Raw genomic sequence first — 21367 nt, 5'->3', positions numbered from 1 at the left:
GCGTGCTCGGCGAGATCCAGCAGGAGATCGAACTTGGCGGCGCCGGTGGCGCTCGGTTCGGTGCGCACGGTGAGCCCGTCGAGCTCGACCGACGGCTCGGCGCCCGCCCGGACGGCGAGCAGCACCTGGAACAGCGGGTTGCGACCGGGCACCCGCACCGGGGCCAACTCCTCGACGAGCTGGTCGACCGGCAGGTCGACGTGCTCGAAGGCGGCCAGGTCAGCGGCGCGGACCCGGGCGAGGACGTCGGCGAAGGTCGGGTCGCCGGACAGGTCGACGCGCAGGACCAGGGTGTTGACGAAGTAGCCGACCAGCTCGGCCAGCCGCTCGTCGCCGCGACCCGCGACCGGCGCGCCGATCACGATGTCGCGCCCACCGCCGAGCTTGCCCAGCAGTACGGCGAGACCGGCGTGCAGCACCATGAACACGCTGGTCCCGGTCCGCTTGGCGACCGCACGCAGGTCGACAGCGAGTTCGACCGGGAGCTCCACCGGTACCCGGTCGGCACGCCCGGTGGGGGCGGCGGGGCGGGGGCGGTCGGTGGGGAGGGTCTGCTCGGCCGGAGCGTCGGCGAGCGTCCGTCGGAAGAACTCCAACTGTGCGCTGACCAGACTGTTCGGGTCGCTCGGCGAGCCGAGGGTGTCCCGTTGCCAGAGCGCGTAGTCGGCGTACTGCACCGGCAGGGGCGGCAGGGCGGGTGCGACCCCGTCGACCCGGGCGCGGTACGCGGCGCCCAGATCGCGGGCCAGCGGACCCAGCGACCAGCCGTCACCGGCGATGTGGTGCAGGACGAGCACGAGCACCCCACCATCCGGAGTGGACTTGAAGCGGGCCCGCAGCGGGGTCTCCCGGGTGAGGTCGAAACCGGTCGCGGTGTCGATGTCCTCGACAAGCTCCAGCCCGGCGCCCGCGGGCAGAACATGCTGGAAGGGTTCGCCGTCGTGCTCGGGGAAGACGGTGCGCAGGATCTCGTGGCGCGTCACCAGGTCGTCGACGGCAGCGCGCAACGCGGGAACGTCGACCGCGCCGGTCAGGCGCAGGACCACGGGCACGGTGTAGTCCGTCGAGTCCGGGTTGAGGCGGTTGAGGAACCACAATCCGCGCTGTGCCAACGACAACGGCACCCGCTCGGGACGCGACCGTGGAGCGAGTACCGGGCGATTTCCCAGGGCGGCGGTGGCGAGCACGTCAGCAAGGCGCGCCGGTGTCGGTGCGTCGAAGAGGGCGGCGACACCGATCTCGGCGCTGGTCGTGGTCCGCACGCGGTTGACCACCTGGGCGGCGAGCAGCGAATGCCCGCCCAGCTCGAAGAAGTCGTCGTCGGCCCCCACCTCGGCCACGCCCAGCGCCTCGGCGAAGAGCCCGCAGACTAGACGCTCACGCTCGTCGGCGGGCGGGCGCGGGACGGCGGAGGTCTGCGACACCGGTGCGGCGAGCCGCGCGCGATCGACCTTCCCGTTGGCGGTCAACGGGATCTCGGACAGCTCGACAAAGGCTGAAGGGACCAGGTGCGCGGGCAACACGGCTGTCAAGCGCTTGCGGGCCAGCTCGACGGAAGCGGTCCCGACCAGGTAGGCGACCAGCCTGCGGTCACCGGGTCGGTCCTCGCGGGCGATCACCACCGCCTGCCGCACCTCGTCCACAGTGGACAGGACAGCCTCGACCTCGCCCGGCTCGACCCGGAAGCCGCGGATCTTGACCTGGTCGTCCACCCGGCCTGCGAACTCCAGCACGCCCGCCGGGGTCCAGCGCGCCCGGTCACCAACCCGGAACATCCGCGTGCCGGGCGGACCGAACGGGTCGGCGACGAACCGGCCGGCGGTCTGCCCCGGCCTGCCGAGGTACCCGCGCGCCAGGCCCGCGCCCGCGAGGTACAGCTCGCCCCACACGCCGTCGGGTACCGGGCGCAGCCGCTCGTCGAGGACGTGGGTCCGGGCGTTGGCGATCGGGCGGCCAATCGGGACAGGTCCGGCGGGCACCTCGGCGCCCGGCTCGACCCGGTGCACCACGCAGCCCACGGTCGCCTCGGTGGGCCCGTACTCGTTGACCACGGTCGCCCGCGGGTTCGCCGCGCGCCAGGCGCTCAGGGCCGAACCGTCGAGGGCCTCCCCGCCGACGACGAGATCGCGCACACCCTGCGGCTCAAGCAGCGCCACGTGGCTCGGGGTGACCTTGAGCAGGTCAGCGGGCCCGTCAAGATCACCCAGCCGGACCCGGCCGCCCGCCACCAGCGGTGCGAACAGCACGGTGATCGGCAGGTCGAAGGCGAGCGAGGAGTGCACCAGCGACTCCCCCGCCGCCGACGGGTACAGCCGCACAGCCTCGTTCAGGTAGGCGGCCAGGGCCGCGTGCTCGACCACCACGCCCTTCGGACCGCCGGTCGAGCCGGAGGTGTAGATCACGTACGCCGCCGAGCGCGGGTGCGCCCGCACACCGAGCCGGTCGGCCGAGTGCTCGTCCAGATCGGCGAAGGTGTCGCCGGTGATCGTCAGCAGGACACCCGCGTCGGCGCGCAGTTGGTCGATCCGGGCCTGGGGGAACGACTCGTCGAGCGGCAGGTATGCCGCGCCGGCCTTCAGCACGGCCAAGGTGGCGGCGAGGAACTCGACCGACCGCGGGAGCAGCAGAGCGACCACGGTCCCCGGGCCGGCACCGCGCCCGACCAGCTGCCGGGCGAGGCGGTTGGCCAGCGCGTCCAACTCCGCATAGGTCAGTGCCCGTTCGGCCGAGACGACCGCGACGGCGTCCGGCGTCCGGTCCACTTGGGACTCGAAGAGGTCGGGCAGCGAAGCGGACGGCAGGGCACGAGCCGTGTCGTTGCGGACGACCAACTGCTCGTGCTCGGCGGTCGTGAGCAACGGGAGGTCGCCGATGGCGCGTCCGGGATCGGCGACAGCCTCGCTGAGCACCCGCAGGAACCGATGGGCGAACGCGTCGGCGGTGGCGCGGTCGAACAGGTCGGTGGCGTACTCCACGGTGCCCGACCAACCGCCCGCGTGCTCGGTGAGCAGGACGGACAGATCGAACTTGGCGAGATCACCCGCGACCGCTCCCAGCGTGACGGCCAAGCCAGGCAGCACAGGGGGCGCGACCTCGGCGTTGACCGCCAGCAGCACCTGGAACAACGGGTGGCGGGCCCGCGAGCGCACCGGGTTGAGCACCTCGACCAGCTGCTCGAACGGGACCCCGGCGTGGGCGTGCGCGGCCACGTCTCCCGCGCGCACCCTCGACAGGACCTCCGCGAAAGTCGGCTCACCGGACAGGTCGACCCGCAGCGCGAGCGTGTTGGCGAACAGGCCGACCAGATCCTCCACCGCGGTGTCCGGACGACCCTCCACCGGCGCGCCGACGACGACGTCCGTGCCTGCGCCCAGCCGGTGCAGCAGGGTGGACAGGGCGGCGCGCAGCACCATGAACTCGCTCGCGCCGTGGTCACGGCCCAGGTCGGCGACGGCGGACCGGAGGCCCTCAGGGACGGTGAACTCGACCGTGTCGCCGCGGTAGGACAGGACCGCGGGGCGCGGCCGGTCGGTGGGCAGGTCGATCTGCTCGGGGATGCCCGCCAGCGCGTCGGTCCAGAACGCCAGGTCGTCAGGGAGGTCTCGTTGCCACAGGGCGTAGTCCGCGTACTGCACGGGCAGCGGCAACCAGGCGGGGGCGGAGCCGTCGCGGCGGGCGGCGTAGGCGGTGGCGAGGTCGGCGGCGAGCGGGCGCATGGAGGTGCCATCGCCCGCGATGTGGTGCAGCAGCACCAGCAGGACGTGCTCGTGCTCGGCCACGGCGAACAACGTCGCCCGAACCGGGAGCTGCGCCTCCAGCCTGAACGGCTCGCGCGCCGCACCGGCCACCAGTTCATCCACTTCGGACTGTCCGCAGTGGACTATCGAGAAGGGCGCCGGGCGGTCCGTCACGACCTGGTGCGGCCCCTGGTCGTCCTCGCGGATGACCGTGCGCAGCACCTCGTGCCGGGCCACCACGTCGGCGAAGGCGGCTCGCAGGGCGGCCACGTCGAGCGGACCGGACAGCCGGAGCGCGATCGGGATCGTGTAGGTCGCCGACGGACCGTCGAGCCGGTCGAGGAACCACAGCCTGCGCTGCGCCGCCGAGAGCGGGATCCACTCGGGCCGCACGCCCGCGACGAGCGGGGCGGCCGCGGGGGCGGCGGTGCCGAGCAGTCCGGCGACGCCCGCGGCGGTCGGGTGCTCGAAGACGTCGCGCAGGGACAGCTCGGCGCCGAAGCCGTCGCGCAGCCGGTTGACCAGCCGCGCGACCAGCAGCGAGTGCCCGCCGAGCCGGAAGAAGTCCTGGTCGGCGCCGACCTCGGCCACCCCGAGCAACTCTGCGAACAGCGCCGTGACCCGGCTCTCCAGCGCCGAGGACGCCGCGCGGCCCGCGGTGTCGACCTCGGGCGCGGGCAGCGACTTGCGGTCGAGCTTGCCGTTCACCGTGCGCGGCAGGACCTCGAGCAGCACGAACGCCGAGGGCACCATGTAGTCCGGCAACGCACGCTCGGCCGCGGCCCGCAGCGCGGCCACGTCAGCGGCCAGATCCGGCCGGTCGGCCGCGGGGACGAGGTAGGCGACCAGCCGCTTGTCCCCGGGCTGGTCCTCGCGCACCACCACGGCCGCCTGGGTGACACCGGGCGCGGCCGAGAGCACGGCCTCGACCTCGCCCAGCTCGATCCGGAAGCCGCGGATCTTGACCTGGTCGTCGACCCGGCCGACGAACTCCAGCCTGCCCGAGCCGGTCCAGCGCGCCAGGTCGCCGGTGCGGTACATCCGCGAACCGGCCGGGCCGTGCGGGTTGGCCACGAACCGACCGGCGGTCAGCCCCGGCCTGCCGTGGTAGCCCCGGGTGACCAGCGCGCCCGCCACGTAGAGCTCACCCGCGGTGCCGACCGGGGCGGGCCGGAGCCGGGCGTCGAGCACGTGGATCTCGGTGTTCCACACCGGGGTGCCGATGGTGATCACGCCGGACGGGAGCGCGTCGCCGGGCTCGACGCGGAAGACAGTGCAACCGACCGTCGTCTCGGTCGGGCCGTACTCGTTGAGCACGGTCGCGCCCGGGTACCGGGCCCGCCACTCGTCGAGCGCGTCGCCGAGCAGGGACTCGCCGCCGAGCACCAACTGGCCGCTCGGGGAGAACTCCTCGGGCACGGCGGCGAGCAGCTGCAGGTGGCTGGGGGTCGCCTTGACGAAGTCCGGGCGGGTGACGGCCGCGCCCGGCTCGGGGCCGGACCCGGTCCAGCCGACCAGCTCGACGCGGCCGCCGGAGATCAGCGGCCCGAACAGCCCGGTGGCGGTGAGGTCGAAGGCGATCGGCGAGTGGACCAGCACGCGGCCCGCGAGGCTCGCGTACTCGTGGCGCGCCCAGGACAGGTAAGCCACCAGCGAGCGGTGTTCGACCAGGACGGCCTTCGGTGTGCCGGTGGAGCCCGAGGTGAAGATCACGAACGCCGCGTTGCCGGGGGTCGCGATCGCGTCGAGCCCGGTGTCGGGCTGCTCGGCGATGGCCGGATCGTCCAGCAGGACCACGGGAACACGGCCGACACCGGCGGCACGGTCGGGGGTGGTGACCACGGCGACCGGGGCGATGTCGGCGAGCATGAAGGCGAGCCGGTCGGCCGGGTGGGCCGGGTCCAGGGGCAGGTAACCCGCGCCCGACTTGAGCACCGCCAGCAGGGTGACCAACACGTGCTCGGAGATCGGGAGCAGCACGGCCACGAACCGCTCGGGGCCCGCGCCGAGGCTGATCAGGTGGCGCGCCAACCGGTTCGCGCGGGCGTCGAGCTCGGCGTAGCTGAGCGTCGAATGTCCATACGCGACCGCGGGCGCGGTGGGAGTCCGGGCGACCTGGGCCTCGATGAGCGTGGTCAAGGTGCCCTCGGGCAGCTCGTGCGCGGTGGCGTTCCACGCGGCGAGCCTGCGCCGCTCGTCCGGGCCGACGACGTCCAGCGCGCCGACTGGCACGTCCGGCTCGGCGACCACGGCGGCGAGCAGGTCGACGAAGCGCGCGGCGATCCGCTCGGCGGTGGCGCGGTCGAACAGGTCGGTGGCGAACTCCAGCAGCCCGGACACCTCGCCCCCGAAGTGCGCGGCGAGGAAGAACGACAGGTCGAACTTGGCGGTCGGCGCGGTCAGCTCCAGCACCCGGCCCGCGACCCCGGGCAGCTCGGCGACCAGCTCGACCACCGCGCGCTGGTCGGCGTCGACCCAGTTCAGGTTGGTCTGGAACAGCGGGTGCCGGGCCGTGGAGCGCACCGGGTTCACCGCCTCGACGACGCGCTCGAACGGCACGTCCTGGTGGGCGTAGGCGGTCAGGTCAGCAGCCCGCACCCGGGCCAGCACCTCGGTGAAGGTCGGGTCGCCGGACAGGTCGGTGCGCAGCACCAGGTTGTTGACGAAGAACCCGACCAGGTCGGCCACCGCCTCGTCGACCCGGTTGGCGACCGGGGAGCCGATCACGATGTCGTCCCCGGCGCCGAGCCGGTGCAGCAGGGTCACCAGGGCGGCCTGCACCACCATGAACATGGTCGCGTGCCGTGCCCGGGCCAGCTCGACAAGTCCATTGTGGACTTCGGCTGGGACGGTGAACGGCACCATCTCGCCGCGGTAGGAGGCCACCGCGGGGCGGGCCCGGTCCACCGGCAGGTCGAGCTGCTCGGGCAACCCCGCCAGCGCGGTGGTCCAGTGGTCGAGCTGGCGGGACAGCTCGCTGCCGGGGTCGTCCGCGGTGCCCAACAGCGCGCGCTGCCACACGGCGTAGTCGGCGTACTGGACCTCCAGCGGTGCCCAGTCCGGCGCCGCCCCGGCGCACCGCGCGGCGTAGGCGCGGGTGATGTCCTGGGCGAGCGGGACCATCGACACGGCGTCGCCCGCGATGTGGTGCAGCACGACCAGCAGGACGTACTCGCCGCCCCCGAGGTCGAACAGGCTGGGCCGCATCGGCGCCTCGACAGCCAGGTCGAACGGCACCCGCACCGCCTCCGCGAGCGCGGCGTCCACATCGGCGGTCTCGATCACGCGCAAGGCGGGGACCGACGGCAGGAGCATCTGGTGCGGACCGTGCTCGTCCTCGGCGAAGATCGTGCGCAGCGCCTCGTGCCGGGTGGCCAAGTCGTCGAGCGCGGCGGCGAGCGCGGGGACGTCGAGGTCGCCGGACAGCCGCAGCGCCACCGGCAGGTTGTAGGTCGCGGACGGTCCCTCGAAGCGGTAGAGGAACCACAGGCGTTCCTGCGCGTAGGACAGCGGCACGCGGTCCATCGGCGGACGCGGCAGCACACCGGCTCGACGCGGGCGAGCACCGTCCAACAGGGACACCACGCGCGCGGGTGTGGTCGCCTCGAACAGCGCGGCCAGTTCGATCTCCACGCCGAGCACCGTGCGGATCCGGTTGGCCAGGCGGGCCACGGACAGCGAGTGCCCGCCCAGGGCGAAGAAGTCGTCGTCGAGGAACACCTCCGGGACACCGGTCACCTCGGCGAAGAGTCCGCAGAGGAGCTTCTCGCGCTCGTCGCGCGGTGCCCGGCCGGACACCGGGGCGAAGTCCGGCACCGGCAGCGCCGCGGTGTCGAGCTTCCCGCTGGGGGTCAACGGGAACACGTCGAGCTCCAGCACCACCGGCGGCACCATGTACTCCGGGAGCCGCGCGGCCAGCCGGGCCCGCAGCGCGTCGTGGTCGATCGGGCCGGCGGCCACGACGTAGCCCACCAACCGCTGGTCGTGCACCGCGGCGGCGGCCCGGACCACGCCCGGGAACTCGGCCATGGCGGAGGAGACCTCGCCCAGCTCGACCCGCTGACCGCGCAGCTTGACCTGCCCGTCGGCCCGGCCGAAGTACTCCAGCTCGCCGTCCGCGCTCCACCGCACCAGGTCGCCGGTGCGGTACAGGCGGCTGCCGGGCGGGCCGTAGGGGTTGGCCACGAACCGGTCGGCGGTCAGCCCGGCGCGGTCGAGGTAGCCGCGGGCGAGCTGGATCCCGCCGAGGTACAGCTCGCCGCGCACACCCGGGGGCACCGGTGCGAGCCGCGCGTCGAGCACGTAGGCGGTCGTGTTGAGCACCGGGCCGCCGATGAGCACCACACCCGGGTCGGGCGGGGTCATCCAGCGGGTGACGTCGACGGCGGCTTCCGTCGGGCCATAGGCGTTGGTCAGGACCGCGCCGGGGTTGCGCCGGTGGAAGCGGCGGATCAGGTCGGCGGGCATCACCTCGTCGCCGGACTCGACGTGCCGCACCGTCGGCGGCAGGTCGGCCTCGGCGAGGTAGGCCGCCAGCCGGGACGCGCCCAGGTGCAGCACGGTGACGGACTCGGCGTGCATGAGCCGCGACAGGTAGGCCGGGTCGCGGTGCCCGCCCGGCTTCGGCGCCACCAGGGTGGCCCCCCGGGACAGGGTCCAGAACACCTCCCACACCGAGACGTCGAACCCGGTCGGTGTCGCCTGCAGGACCCGGTCGCCGGGGCCGAGTGGGTAGTCGAGCTGCATCCAGTAGAACCGGTTCGCCATCGCGGCGTAGGTGTTGATCGTCCCCTTCGGACGGCCGGTGGAGCCGGAGGTGTAGATGACGTACGACCCGTTGTCGCCGTGCGCGAGCACGCCCAGGCCCTCGGCCGAGACCGACTCGTCGTGCTGCACCGACATGTCTACCCGCTCAAAACCGTCCACATCGGACTCACCAAGCAGCAGCGCGGCGCCGGAGTCGGACAGGATGTAAGCGATCCGCTCGGCCGGGTAGCCGGTGTCGACCGGCACGTACGACGCGCCCGCCTTGATCACCGCCCAGAGCCCCACCACCAGGTCGACCGAGTACGGCAGCATCACCGCCACCCGCGACTCCGGCCCGACGCCGCGGGCCCGCAGCGCCCGCGCCAGCCGGTTCACCCGGGTGTTGAACTCGCCGTAGGTGACCCGCTCCCCCTCGAAGACCACGGCCTCGAGCGACGGGTCCTGCGCCTCCAGCATCGGCACGACGGACCAGCCGTCCAGCTCGCCCGCGGTCTCGTTCCACGCCTCGAGCACCAGCTTGCGCTCGACCTCGCCCATGACGTCCACTTGGGACAGTCGCAGGTCCGGATCGGCGGTGACCGCGGTGAGCACCCGCAGGAACCGCTCGACGACGCTCTCCGCGGTGCGCCGGTCGTAGAGGTCGGTGGCGTACTCCAGGCGGCAGCGGAGGCCGCCGTCCTCGACGACGCAGTCGAAGTGGGCGTCGAACTTGGCCGTGCCGTTGGTGACCGGCGCGGCGTGCGCACGCAGACCGGTGAGGTCGACCTCGGCGTCGGTGAAGTCCAGCCAGGCCACCATGACCTGGAAGAACGCGTGCCTGGAGCGGGACCGCTCCGGGCGCAGCCGCTCGACGAGCCGCTCGAACGGCACGTCCTGGTTGGCGTAGGCGGCCAGCCCGGTCTCGCGCACCCGGGCCACCAGCTCGGTGAACGTGGGGTCGCCTGCGGTGTAGAACCGGTAGACCAGGGTGTTGATGAAGACGCCGACGACCCGGTCGAGCACCGAGTCCGACCGCGCCGCGACGGCACCGCCGATCGGGATGTCCTCGCCCGCGCCCAGCGCGGTCATCAGCAGCGCCACCGAGGCCTGCAACACCATGAACGGCGTACCCCGGGTGCGGCCCGCGACGTCGAGCACCCGTGCGTAGAGCGCAGGCGGGACGGTGAACTCGACGTGGTCGCCACCGTAGGTGGGAACAGCGGAGCGCGGCCGGTCGGCCGGGAAGCTGACCTCCTGCGGGAGCCCGGCCAGGGCGGCGGTCCAGTACTCGACCTGGCGGGCCAGCTCGTCGGTCAACGCGCCCCGCTGCCAGAGCGCGAAGTCCGCGTACTGCAGGGGAAGCGGCGAGTAGTCCGGTGTGGACCCGGCGAGCCGGGCGGCGTAGGCAGCGGAGAGGTCGTCGGCCAGCGGGCGCATCGACGAGCCGTCGGCGGCGATGTGGTGGACCACCAGCAGCAGGACGTGCTCACCCGTGCCGAGGTCGAACAGCGTGGCGCGGACCGGGCGTTCGGTGGTCAGGTCGAACGGGCGCGCGGCCAGGGCCGCCAGGTCGGGCTCGGGATCGCGCACCACGTCGAGCCGGAGACCGCCGGGCGGGAGGACGACCTGGCGGGGGCCGTCGTCGTCCTCGGGGTAGACGGTGCGCAGGGGCTCGTGCCGGTCGACGACGTCGCCGAGCGCCGCGGTCAGCGCCGGGACGTTCAGCTCGCCCGTCAGCCGGATCTCGAGCGGGATGTTGTAGGTCCCGGACGCGCCCTGCAACCGCTGCAGGAACCACATCCGCTCCTGGGTGAACGACAGGGGCAACCGCGCGGGCCGCTCCCCCGCCACGACGGCGGCCGCGCCCGGGGCCAGGTCGGCCAGCCGGGCGGCGAGACCGGCGACGGTGGGCGCGGCGAACACCTCGCGCAGGGTCAGGTGGACGCCGAACTCGTCGCGCACCCGGTGCACCAGGCGGATCATCAGGATGGAGGTGCCGCCGAGGGCGAAGAACTCGTCGTCGACACCGAGCTCGGCGACCTCGAGGACCTCGGCCACGATGGCGAGCAGCCGCCGCTCGTCCGGTGTCGCGGGCGCCCGGCCACCGGGGTGGACCACGACCGCCCGGCTCGTGACCACAGTGGACACCCGGTCGCGGACGACCAGGTCACCGACCGGCGTGTCCAGACCGCTCGCGGCCCGGCGCAGCGACTCGACCAGCCGCTCCGCGAGCGCCTCGACGGCGGGCTGGTCGAGCCGCCCGGTGAGCCAGGCGAACCGCAGCCGCAGCTCGGGGCCGGGGAAGACCGACAGCACCAGCGGGTAGTGCGCCCGCTCCACCAGCTCGGCCGCGGCCACGCGCAGGCCGCCGACGGTCCGGCCGGGGCGCATCGGGTAGTTCTCGAAGGCGACCACGGTGTCGAACAGCTCGCCCAGCCCGGTGGCGCGGGTCAGGTCGGCCAGCCCGACGTGCTGGTGCGCGGCGAGCGCGGCCTGGCGCGCGCGCAGGTCTGACAGCAGCGCGGCCAGCGGCTCGGCCGGGTCCAGCCGGACCCGTACCGGGAGGGTGTTGATGAACAGCCCGATCATCGACTCCACGCCGGGCAGCTCCGGCGGCCTGCCCGCCACCGTGGCGCCGAAGACGACATCGTCGCGGCCGGTGGCACCGGCCAGCAGCACCGCCCAGAGACCCTGGACGACGGTGTTCAGCGTCAGCCCGCGAGCCCGCGCCGCCGCCGTGAGGGCGGAGGTGGTCGCTTCCGGCAACACGGTCTCGTGCACGGCGTGGCCGTCGGGCTTGCCTGTTGGGGCGAGCAGTGTGGGCTCGGCCAGCCCGTCGAGCTCGGTTCGCCACACCCCCAGGGCGTGCTGGGTGTCCTGGGCGATCAGCCAGGCGAGGTAGTCGCGGTAGGGCGTCGGAGGCGGCAGCCGATCGCCGCCGTAGAGCGCGAACAGCTCGTCGACCAGCAGCGGGAGGGACCAGCCGTCGACCAGGAGGTGGTGGTGGGTGATCACCAGCCGGTCGCCGACCGCGCTGAACCGCAGCAGTGGCGGGCGCACGACGCTGAAGCCGCGGGCTCGGTCCTTGGCCAGGAACGACGCCAGGTCGCCCGGCTCGCGCTCGGCCCAGGGGGTCGTGACCTGGGCCGGGATCACCTGCACCGGCTCGCCCGCCGACCGGCCGCGGAAACCCGCCCGCAGGTTCGGGTGCCTGCGCAGCAGCTCGGTGGCGGCCGCCCGCATCCGCTCGCGGTCGAAGCCGCCGTCGACCCGGAGCACGAGCTGGCCGACGTAGGGGTCCTCGGCCTCGTAGAGCGCGAGGAACAGCAAACCCTGCTGGAGCGGGGAAAGCGGGAGGACATCGACGGCACCGGGCAGCTTGTCCAGCTCGTCCTGTCCGATGTGGACCAGGGGGACGTCCGACGGCGCGAGGCCACCGGACTCGGCGTGGACCAGGTCGGCGAGCGCGGCCAGCCAGGAGTCGGCCAGGGCGCTGACCTCGTCGGCGGTCAGGACCTCGCCCGCGAAGGTCCAGACGGCGGTGAGCTGGCCGTCGCGGACGTAGGCGTCGATGTCCAGGGTGTGCGCGAGAGCCAGGTCCGGGTCGGCGAGCGGGTGGAACGCCTCGACCGCCCAGCCGTCGAGGCTGCCCAGGTAGGTGAAACCGATCTGGGGACGTGCGCCCTCGACGCGGTCCGCGAGGAGGCCGTACCCGAGGCCGCCGGACGGGAGGGTGCGCAGGCTCTCGCGGACGTGGCGGATCTGCCGCGGTTCCGGGTCGAGCCGGACGGGGTGCAGCCTGGTCAGCCAGCCGACCGTGGTGGCCAGGTCGAGGTCCGGGAGGTGATCGCGGCCGTGCCGCTCCAGGTCCACCAGTACCGGCCTGCCGACGGCGGTCACCAGCGCGGCCAGCAGCACCTCGTCGACGGTGGCGCGGTGCGCGGCGGGTAACTCGCCCAACAATGTCGCGGTCAGTTCGCGCGGGACGGTGACGGTGACCGAGCGCGTGGTGCGCACGTGGTCGACGGCCGGATCACGTGGCCGAGCGCCGAGTACCGGCTCCGTCGTGGACAAGATCTCCGTCCACAACGGAATCTCTTTGTCCAGCAGTGGGTTCTGTGCGAGTTCTGCGAGGTGCGCGGCCCAGCGGCGGACCGATGTTCCCGGCTCGGACAGGATCGGCTCGCGGTCGTCGGCGACGGCAGCCAACGCCTCGGCCAGGTCGGGCAGCAGAACACGCCAGGACACGCCGTCGACGACGAGGTGGTGCGACACGAGTAGAAGCCGCGCCGGGTTCGCGAACCACACGGCCTGGACGACGATCCCGTCGGCCGGGGACAACCTGCGACGGGCGGCTTCTCGCTCGTGTTCGACATCGGTTCCGATGACCACGCAGTCCGCGGCTCGGACGGCACCGACCGGCTGGATGCTCGTGCCACGCAGGCGCAGGACGTCGTGCCGGTCGAGCACCAGTTGGAGGGCGGGGGCCAGGTGCTCGAACCGGGTAGCAGGGTCGAGCGCGATCAGGACGGCTTGACCAAAACCCGTGGTCGGCCCACCGCGCCCGGCGAGCCATCGCGCCATCGGCGTCTCGGTGACCTCGCCGACCGGGTCGTCCGAAGTGGATTCCGGGACGGCTTCGCGCGCCACCTCGGTCAGTCCGGCGATCGTGGGGTGGTCGAAGACGTCCTGGGTGGTGAGGCGGATCCCGGCCCGGCGGGCCCGGCCGACCAGCTGGATGGCGTGGATGCTGTCGGCGCCGAGGACGAAAAGATCGTCGTCCGGGCCAGGGCCGGGCAGGCCGAGCACCTCGGCGACCAAGTCGCGCAGGATCGTCTCGACACCCGCGCGGGGCGCCCGGTCGGCAGTCTCTCGGGCGGGGGCCGGAAGGGCCGCGCGGTCGAGCTTTCCGTTAGGTGTCAACGGCATCGCGGGTAGCGTCAGCACGACCGCGGGTACCAGGAAAGCGGGCAGCCGGTCGGCCAGCCATCGGCGTGGATCTTCGGTGGGCGCGCCGGTGACGTACCCGACGAGCTGCCGGGTCCCCGCGGCCGTCGCGCGGGCGAGGACCACCGCCAGGTCGACGCCGGGCACGCGGGCCAGCGCGGCCTCGACCTCGCCCGGCTCGACCCGCTGACCGTTGATCTTGACCTGGTCGTCGGCCCGGCCCGCGTACTCCAGCACGCCGTCCGGCCGCCGCCGCGCGAGGTCGCCGGTGCGGTACATGCGCGACCCGGGCCCGCTGTACGGGTCGGCCACGAACCGCTCGGCGGTCAGCGCCGCGCGGTCGAGGTACCCGCGGGCGAGCTGGACGCCGGTGAGGTAGAGCTCCCCCACCAGACCGGGCGGGAGCGGGGACAGGGCGCTGTCGAGCACGTACGCTCCGCCGTTGGACACCGGCGTACCGATGGGGACGACCGGATCGGTCGGGTCGACCGGCCAGGTGGTGGCGTCGATCGCCACTTCGGTTGGGCCGTAGTAGTTGTACAGCCTCGGCCCGGCGGGAAGGCGGCGGACGAGGTCCGCGGGCAGCGCCTCACCGCTGCACACCACCAACCGCAGCGAGTCGGGCACCGATCCGTCGGCCAGGAACGCCGCGAGCATCGACGGGACAAAGTGGACAGTCGTGATCCGCTCCGCGCGCAGCACCTCGGTGAGGTAGGCCGGGTCGCGGTGGCCGTCGGGCCGGGCGACGACGAGCGCCGCGCCCTGGGTGAGCGGCCAGAGCAGCTCCCACACCGACACGTCGAAGCCCACCGGGGTCTTGTGCAGCACGCGGTCCGCGGGCGTGAGCAGGTGTTCCCGCTGCATCCCCCACAGCCGGTTGCCGATGCCCGCGTGCGTGATGACGGTGCCCTTGGGCGTGCCGGTCGACCCGGAGGTGTACACGACATAGGCCGCGTTGTCCCCGCGCACGGCCACATCGGGGTTGTCGGTGCGCCCGCCGTCGAGGGTGTGCACGTTGTCCGTCGAGATCACGAAGGCCGCGCCCGAGTCCTCGAGCACGTGCGCGACCCGCTCGGCGGGGTACCCGGTCTCGACCGGCACGTACACCGCGCCGGCCTTCAGCACCGCCCACACCGCGACGACCAGGTCGATCGAACGCGGCAACAGCACCGCGACCCGCGACTCCACGCCGATCCCGTTGTCGCGCAACGCCCACGCCAACAGGTTCACGCGCTCGTGCAGCTCGCCGTAGGTCAGCCGGGCACCCTCGAACACGACGGCCTCAGCGGCCGGGTCCTGCGCCTCGAACCGCTCGACCAACGAGCCGGTGGGCCGCTCGGCCGCGGTGTCGCCCCACGTGACGAACTCGGTCAGCTCCAGCGCCCCGATGGGAAGCCGCGGCTGGGCGACGGCGGCGGTGAGCAGCCGGGTGTAGCGGTCCAGGTGTGCGGCGGCGGTGGCCGGGGTGAACCGGCCGGGATGGGCGTGCAGGGTCAACCCGACGCCCTCGGTCGCGTCCCGGTCGGCGGCGGCGTCGAGGATCACGTCGCGCACCGGCCCGGACGCGAGGTGGCGAACCACCGCTTCGACTGCGCCCACCCGCAACCGCGGAGTAGCGAACGACAGCACGTTGACCGTCGGACCGGTCGCGACCTCGGCGGTGGCGGGCGCGGGCAGTGCGCGGCGCAGTCGCGAGGCCGGGAACCGTTGGTGGCGCGTCGCTTCCGCCAGCCTGGCGGTGACCTGCTCGACCACCTCGGCGAATACAGTGGCAGGCCGGACCCGCACGCGCAGCGGCACGTCGTTGACCAGCATCGCCGGCGTGGCCAGCGCGGCCGGGCTCTGCCGGGCGGCCATCAGCACCCGCACGACGACGTCCGTGGCGCCGGTCGAGCGGTGTGCGTACGCGGCCATGGCGGCGATCACCGGTATCGCCCAGCGGCCCGTGGACGCGCCCAGTACCTCGCCCGCGAGCACACGGCTCACGGTGGGCAGGCTGGACGAGAGCCCGGAGGCCCCGGAGCCGAGGTCGGTCGCGGCCGGGACGTCGGCGAACTCGCCCAGCCAGTAGGCACTGTCCCGCTCGTACCGGGGCGACGCGGTGTAGGTGGCCTCCTCGGCGAGCACCTCGTCCAGGGTCGCGAACCGCGCGGCGCCGGGCTGCTCCCCCTTGGTCAGGGCGGTGTAGACCTCCAGCAGACGCGTGCAGTAGAGCGACAGCCCGTAGGCGTCCAGCAGGATGTGGTGGTAGCCGAAGTAGAGCTGGTGCTCATCGGGACCGAGCCTGAGCAACAGGTGCCGGAACAGCGGGTCCCGCAGCGGCCGGGCCAGCTCATCGTCCACAACGGACTCGGCGGTGCCGGGGGGTGCACCGGTCAGGTCGTGGAACCCCAGCTCGCCGACGACTCCCGGGTCGACGATCTGCTCGACCGAGGTGTCCGTCGCGGAGAACCGGACCCGCAGCGCCTCGGTCTCGGCCACCGCCAGCCGGACCGCCTCGGCCATCAGGTCGCGGTCGACCGGGCCGGGGATGTCGAGGCAGACCGCGCAGGTGAACAGGGCGCTGTCCGGGTCGAGCTGCTGGGCGACCCAGACCCCGTGCTGCGCCGCGGTCAGCGCGCGGCCGCTCATGCCCGCTCCTTCGCCTCGATGAGGCCGGTCAGCACGGCCGTGAGCGCGTCGATCGTCGGGTGGTCCCAGGCCAGCGCCGGGTCCAGGACCAGGTCGTACTCGTCCTCGATGTCGGTCGAGATGGCCAGCGCGGTCAGCGAGTCCAGCCCGTACTCGGCCAACGGGACGGCGGGGTCGACGTCCTGCGGCGAGCGCCGCAGGTAGGTGGCCACGCGTGCCACCAGCCAGTCGCGGAGGTCTCGGGTCTGCGCGGACATCGGGGTCCCTTCGGTGGTCACGACGCGAGTGGGCGGGCGGTGCCGCCGAACGAACGGTTGCCGCCGTGGCGGTCGAGCAGCTCGGTGACGAGGGCGTCCTCGACCGGGCCCGGCAGCGGCGTGGTCCGGCCGGGCGCGCACCGGTGCAGGGCGGCGAGCGGCCAGGCCGGGTCGGCCAGGAAGTCGCCGGGGGGCGCGTGCCGCCACACCCCGAGGCAGGCGGTGCGGACCAGGAGTAGGACGTAGCGGGTCACCAGGTCGTAGTGCGCGGGCCGCGCGTCCGCGCCCAGCTCGGCGACCGGGAGTCCGGCGCAGACCCGGGCGAGTTCGGCCAGTTCGGCGCGATCCGCCGCGGCGGCGGCGCGCACCGGTCCGGGCGGCAGCGAGTCCAGGAGCGCGCCGTGCCCGGCGGTGAGCGGGTCCCGGCCGGAGGCGTGCAGCGCGAGTCGGTCGTAGCGCAGCGGCGGCAGGTCGGCGTCCAGGTCGAGCAGGTCGACCGGGACGGGGCCGGGGACCGCCCAGGAACGGCGGGCGAGGGTGGGCAGCTGGGGCAGCAGGCTCAGCTGCGCGGTCGCGCGGGCGATGTGCCCGAAACCGACCGGCGCGAGGTCGCGCAGCAGCTTCTGGAACAGCCCGCTGGGGCCTTCGCGCAGGTAGGAGTGCGCACCGAGCAGTTCGGCGAGCCGGTCCATGGCGTCGAGCAGCAGCCGGGACACCTCGATCTTCACCGCCGCCGAGTACACGCTCGCCGAGCCGGGTACCAGGTGCAGCGCCCGCGCGGCCACGGTGGCGAACGCCTCGGCGCGCAGCAGGTCGGCGAACGCGGCGGCCAGCACCGAGCGGACGTGCGGGAGGTCGATGGCCGCGCCGCCGTAGAGGCGCCGGGTCGAGAGGTGGTCGACCGCGATGCGCAGACCGGTGTCGAGCACACCGGTGGCCATGGCGGGCAACGCGGTCCGGGTGACCTGGAACGCCTTGAGCACCGTCTCCAGCCCACCGCCCACTCGGCCGAGCACGGCGGACTCGGGCACAGGGTGTCGGTCAACCGCGACGCCACCGAGCCATACCCCGCGAACCCCGGCCGTGGTGAACCGCGGCAACGGTTCCCCTGGCACCGGCTCGACGAGCAACAGCGAGTGGCTGCGCGGTCCCGGGGATGGGTCAGTGCGCGCGAAGATCACCGCAGCCGATGCGCGCCCAATACCGGCGATGACCTCCTTGCGGCCGCTGAGCAGGAAACCCCCATCAGACGGGGTGGCGGTGAACTCCGCCGCCGCGATGTCGTTGCCGTGCGCCAGCTCGTGGAACGCCGCCGCGATCCGGCCACCGCCCAGGAGCAGCCGCGCGGCGCGGGCCGCCTGCTCGGTGTCGGCGGCCGTCCACACGGCGACACCGGCGATGAGCGACCCGACGGCGTACCCGAGACCGAGTGCCGGGTCGCGTCGGTAGACCGAGCGCAGCACCTCGACCAGGTGGTCCACCCGGTCGAACCGGCCGCCGTGCTCGGGCGGGACCAGTTCGGCGTTGAGGTCGAACGCGGCCAGCACGGCCTCACCCGCGACAAGCGGCTCGGCGCGCTCGTCGGCGTCGAGGATGGCCGCCGAACCCACCGGATTGTCCACATCAGACAGCGAGCCGAGGAGGGCCTCGAGGTGGTCGGCGCGCTTCGGTGTGGCGCTCATGCGCCTGCCCCCGGAAGAGAGAACGCCTGCCCGGACCAGGTGAGCAAGACCTGGGCCATGGCTTCGAACGCGGCGTCGTCCGGCTCGTCGAGCAGGACCGCCAGGCAGGCGCGCAACCACGTGTGGTCCCGGTGGTGGTTCGCCTGCCACAGCAGGACGCAGGCCGCCGCCGCGTAGGTGCGTTCGTAGCGCTCGGCGAGGTCGAACGCGCTGCTCGGCAGGCCGCCCGCGACGGGGACAAACCCCGCCAACTCGGCCTCGAGTGCGGCCAGTCGTGCGGTGAGCGCGTCCGCGAGCGGGGCTATGGCAGCGGGGAGTCGCTTCACCGCCGCGGGGAGTGCTTGCACGAGACTGCTCCCCGTCGCCGACACCAACGCGAGTCTGGAGCGGTCGAACGGGGGCGTTTCGGTACCCAGGTCGACGGCGGCGGCCAGTCCGGGGGCGCTGAGACCCTTGCCGAGCAGGCGGCCGAGCCTGGGCAGCTGACCGGCCAGGGCCACCCGGTTGACCACGGTGCTGCCGTCGAAGATCCCGCAGACCCGGTGGTCGCGCTCCAGCTTGGCGAAGCCCACGCCCGGTGGTGAGGTGAGGAAACCACGTGCTCCCAACAGTTCCGCGAGTTCACTGAGCAACTCCCCCACCACTGCGGGCACGAACGCCTTGGCGATCGCGGACGTCACGCTCAGCTCCCCCGGCAGCGCGCGCACCGACCGGGCGGCCACGGTGCTCACCGCTTCCGCGGCCAGCGCACGCGCCGCCGCGCGGCCGAGGATCCGACGCACGTGCGGCACCTCGGCGAGCGCCCGGCCGTACAGCTCGCGGGTGGTGACGAAGTCGCGGGCCAGCCGCAGCGCGTGGTCGGCCGCACCGAGGGACAGCGCGACGCACGCGATCCTGGTCAGCTGCAACGCCTTGAGCGCCACGGTCAAGCCATCGCCGACCGCGCCGACCAGCGCGTCCTCCCCCACCTCCGCGCCGTGCAGCACGAACCCGCTGATGTCCGCGCCCCGGATGCCGTGGGTGCGGACCTTGGGGAGCGTCTCCCACGCGGTGCTGTGCAGGCGTCGCCGGTCGACCAGGAAGAAGCTGAACCCGCGGCCGCCGCCTGCTGGATCGGTGCGAGCCAGCACGCAGGCCAACCCGGCGCGTGCCGCGTTGTTGATCAGCCACTTCTCGCCGTCCAACCGCCAGCCGGTGTCGAGCGCGGTCGCGGCCAGTTCGCCCGCCAAGAGGTCTGCGCCATGGTTTCGCTCGGTGAGCGCCAGGCACACCGGCTCACCCGCGCGGACCCGGTCGGCGAGCCGGTCGCACTGGGCGGGTGTCCCGGCGACCCAGACGGCGGCGGAACCGAGGAAGGTCTTGCCGTGCGCGATCGCGACGGTCAGATCGCGACGGGCGACCGCGCGCACCAGCGACACCATCTCGTGGAAGTCACTGTCCGGGGTCAGCACGTAGTGCGCCTGCAGCCCAGCCGCGTCGAGGGAGTCCACGGCACCGGCCGGGAACGCGTCCCGCTCGTCGAGGTCGGCGAGCAGGGCCGGCGACCAGGCGTCGCCCACCATCAGCGCTTCCACGGCGTCCACAGGGGTCACACGGACACCTCGCGGAGCGGGCCGAGCGCGGCGGCGACCAGCGGGTCCTCGCTGAGCAGCAGCACGTCCAACTGCCCGGACAGGTACAGGTGGCGCGTCGCCGAGCGCTCGACCTTCCCGCTCGTGGTGCGGCGGACCGCGCCGGGTCGCACGAGCGCGACCGCGCCGACCGGCACGCCGAACTCCCTGGCCACGGTCTGCTTCATCGCGGCGGCGACCGCGGCCAGGTGGTCCGGGCCCCAGTGGCCGCGGATCTCGTGGACCAGGACGACCACCTCGCCGGTGTCCGGGCCGGTGGCGCCGTCGTGGCCGCCGACGGTGAACACCGCGCCGTGCAGGCCGTCGAGCTCGGTGTGCCGCTCGCGCAGCTCGCCCTCGATGTCCTGCGGGTGCAGGTTCCGCCCGTGCAGCACCAGGGTGTCCTTGCGCCTGCCGGTCACGTACAGGTCGCCGTCGAGCAGCCCGCCGAGGTCGCCGGTGCGCAGGAACGGCCCGCGCCCGTCGGCCAGCCGGGCGCCGAAGGTCCGCGCGGTGGCCTCCGGGTCGTCCCAGTACCCGCCCGCGACGCCGGGCCCCCGCAGCCAGATCTCGCCGATTCGCCCCTGCGGCAACGGTTCCGCGTTGTCCGGGTCGACGATGAGGAGTTCCCCGGCGCGCGGGGCGCCGCAGCCGACGAGGTCGCGCGCGGCGCCGCTCGCGGCAGGCCGCAGCTCCCGCTGTTCGAGCGCGGCCCGGTCCAGCGCTGTGCGCACCGGCGCCCGCCGCGCGGTACCGGTGACCATCAACGTCGCCTCGGCCAGGCCGTACATCGGGACCAGGACCTCCGGCCGCAGCCCGGCGGGGGCGAAGCGGGCGAGGAACCGGGCGACGGTGTCGGCGCGCACGGGTTCGGCGCCGCTGACCGCGCCGTGCAGGCGGGACAGGTCGAGCCCGGCGACCTGCTCGTCGGTGACCCGACGGGCGCACAGGTCGTAGCCGAAGTCCGGCGCGGCGGTCGCGTTGACGTCGAAGCGGTCCAGCAGCAGCGGCCAGTGGTGCGGGCGGCGCAGGAACGCGACCGGGTCCATCTGCACGTACCCGCGCCCGCGCAGGACCCCCGGCAGCAGCATGCCGATCAGCCCCATGTCGTGGTGCAGCGGGATCCAGCTGCCGTAGCGCTGCGCCCGGCCGAAGCCGAACGCCGCGCAGATGGCGTCCACATTGGACAGCAGGTTGCGGTGCCGGACCCGCACGCCCCGGGGCCTGCCGGTCGAGCCGGAGGTGTACTGCAGCAGTGCCACCGACTCCGGGGTCACCGCGGGTTCGCGCCAGGCCGCCGGGTCGCCCGCCGCGGAGTCGGACGGGTGGCACACCGCGCTCACGCCCTCCTCGGCCGCCCAGGCCGACACCGCCGCGACCGCGTCTTCGCTGGTCAGCAGCACGCACACGCGGGCGTCGGCGGCGATCCCGGCGAGCCTGCGGCGCTCGTGCCGGTAGCGGCCGGGCACCGGGGCGGGCACCGCGACCAGTCCGGCGTAGACGCAGGCGAAGAAGCCGACGGCGAACTCCACGCCGGGCGGGTAGAGCAGCAGCGCCCGCTCGCCGGGGGCGAACCGCTCGGCCAGCCAGGAGGCGACCCGGCGCGCGCGGGAGTCGAGTTCGGAATAGCTCAGCGCGGAATAGTCCGGCGAATCCACCAGATCGGACACGAATGTCACGGCGGGATCATCCGGGTTGTCGACCACGCGCTTTCGGAAAGTACTGAACAATTGTTCCGCCGAGCCCGATCCGGCCAT

Annotated in this window: 5 protein-coding genes (1 of these 5 running past the window's edge); all 5 read right to left on the bottom strand. The window is 73.7% G+C overall.

Annotation, left to right across the window (positions count from 1 at the left end):
• Tightly spaced (each overlapping or abutting the next), the 5 genes in view from QSK30_RS23140 to QSK30_RS23120 form a layout consistent with a single transcriptional unit that may run on beyond the window.
• Window positions 1-16061: the 5' portion of a non-ribosomal peptide synthase/polyketide synthase gene (locus tag QSK30_RS23140; RefSeq protein ID WP_285505751.1), read on the bottom strand. 5656 nt of this gene lie to the left of the window's left edge; the window shows 16061 of its 21717 coding nt (coding positions 1-16061); it begins with the start codon at window positions 16059-16061; its stop codon lies beyond the left edge, outside the window.
• The gene (locus QSK30_RS23135) at window positions 16058-16339 is read right to left on the bottom strand and encodes an acyl carrier protein (protein ID WP_285505750.1); all 282 of its coding nucleotides are present in this window, start codon (window positions 16337-16339) and stop codon (window positions 16058-16060) included. The genes QSK30_RS23140 and QSK30_RS23135 overlap by 4 nt, the downstream gene beginning before the upstream one ends.
• Window positions 16336-18000, bottom strand: a complete 1665-nt coding sequence (locus QSK30_RS23130) for an acyl-CoA dehydrogenase family protein (RefSeq protein WP_285505748.1) — start codon at window positions 17998-18000, stop codon at window positions 16336-16338. Before QSK30_RS23130 ends, QSK30_RS23135 begins: the two co-directional genes overlap by 4 nt.
• Window positions 17997-19592 (bottom strand): acyl-CoA dehydrogenase family protein, encoded by a 1596-nt coding sequence (locus QSK30_RS23125; RefSeq protein WP_285505747.1) that lies wholly within the window; start codon window positions 19590-19592, stop codon window positions 17997-17999. The genes QSK30_RS23130 and QSK30_RS23125 overlap by 4 nt, the downstream gene beginning before the upstream one ends.
• A complete protein-coding gene (locus QSK30_RS23120) occupies window positions 19589-21367 on the bottom strand; it encodes a fatty acyl-AMP ligase (RefSeq protein ID WP_285505746.1) in 1779 nt (592 codons plus the stop codon). The genes QSK30_RS23125 and QSK30_RS23120 overlap by 4 nt, the downstream gene beginning before the upstream one ends.

It is taken from the genome of Actinokineospora sp. NBRC 105648 (assembly GCF_030269645.1).
Classification (GTDB): domain Bacteria; phylum Actinomycetota; class Actinomycetes; order Mycobacteriales; family Pseudonocardiaceae; genus Actinokineospora.
The sequence above is the reverse complement of the archived record's forward strand: the minus strand, read 5'-3'. Positions and strand labels throughout refer to the sequence as shown.

Excerpts from the sequence above, each read along its gene's own strand:
- QSK30_RS23130 (WP_285505748.1), bottom strand. The coding sequence starts at position 18,000 with ATGAGCGCCACACCGAAGCGCGCCGACCACCTCGAGGCCCTCCTCGGC.
- QSK30_RS23120 (WP_285505746.1), bottom strand. The coding sequence starts at position 21,367 with ATGGCCGGATCGGGCTCGGCGGAACAATTGTTCAGTACTTTCCGAAAG.